General features: G+C 54.7%; 1 rRNA gene. It reads right to left on the bottom strand.

The features are described 5' to 3' along the window. Window positions 1–929: ribosomal RNA gene (locus ABD880_RS19065) — 16S ribosomal RNA — on the bottom strand; the annotation flags it as partial. Between the last annotated feature and the right edge of the window lie 87 nt (window positions 930–1,016).

The following is a 1,016-nucleotide window of genomic DNA, read 5'->3' as shown; positions in this document are numbered from 1 at the left end:
CACATGCTCCACCGCTTGTGCGGGCCCCCGTCAATTCCTTTGAGTTTCACCCTTGCGGGCGTACTCCCCAGGTGGATTACTTAACGCTTTCGCTAAGACGCCGACGGTCTATCGCCGACATCGAGTAATCATCGTTTACGGCGTGGACTACCAGGGTATCTAATCCTGTTCGCTCCCCACGCTTTCGTGCCTCAGCGTCAGTTACAGCCTAGTAAGCTGCCTACGCAATCGGTGTTCTTGAAGATATCTAAGCATTTCACCGCTACATCTTCAATTCCGCCTACCTCGTCTGTACTCAAGCCCCCCAGTATCAATGGCAGTTCCGCGGTTGAGCCGCGGGCTTTCACCACTGACTTAAGGGGCCGCCTACGCACCCTTTAAACCCAATAAATCCGGACAACGCTTGCACCCTCCGTATTACCGCGGCTGCTGGCACGGAGTTAGCCGGTGCTTATTCCCCAGGTACCGTCAGTTCCCCACGCATGGGTGTTTTCTTCCCTGGTAAAAGCAGTTTACAACCCAGAAGGCCTTCATCCTGCACGCGGCATGGCTGGGTCAGGCTTCCGCCCATTGCCCAATATTCCCTACTGCTGCCTCCCGTAGGAGTCTGGCCCGTATCTCAGTGCCAGTGTGGGGGACCGTCCTCTCAGAACCCCTAGCCATCGTAGCCTTGGTGGGCCGTTACCCCGCCAACAAGCTAATGGCACGCATGCCCATCTCCCACCGATAAATCTTTAACCCTCTTCAGATGCCATCGAAGGGTGTTATGCGGTATTAATCCGGATTTCTCCGGGCTATCCCCCAGTGGAAGGTAGGTTGCATACGCGTTACGCACCCGTGCGCCACTGCCCATTGCTGGGCCGTTCGACTTGCATGTATTAGGCCTGCCGCTAGCGTTCATCCTGAGCCAGGATCAAACTCTCCATTGTAGTAGATTGTCTGACTGGTCTCAATTACTTTAATAATAAAGACAGTCGGTAATTTGCTTAAGACCGACCGCCTCGCTTGGACCTCAC

The sequence above is a fragment of the Nibribacter koreensis genome (genome assembly GCF_039541795.1).
Taxonomy (GTDB): domain Bacteria; phylum Bacteroidota; class Bacteroidia; order Cytophagales; family Hymenobacteraceae; genus Nibribacter; species Nibribacter koreensis.
This window is presented reverse-complemented; position numbering and strand designations above follow the sequence as displayed.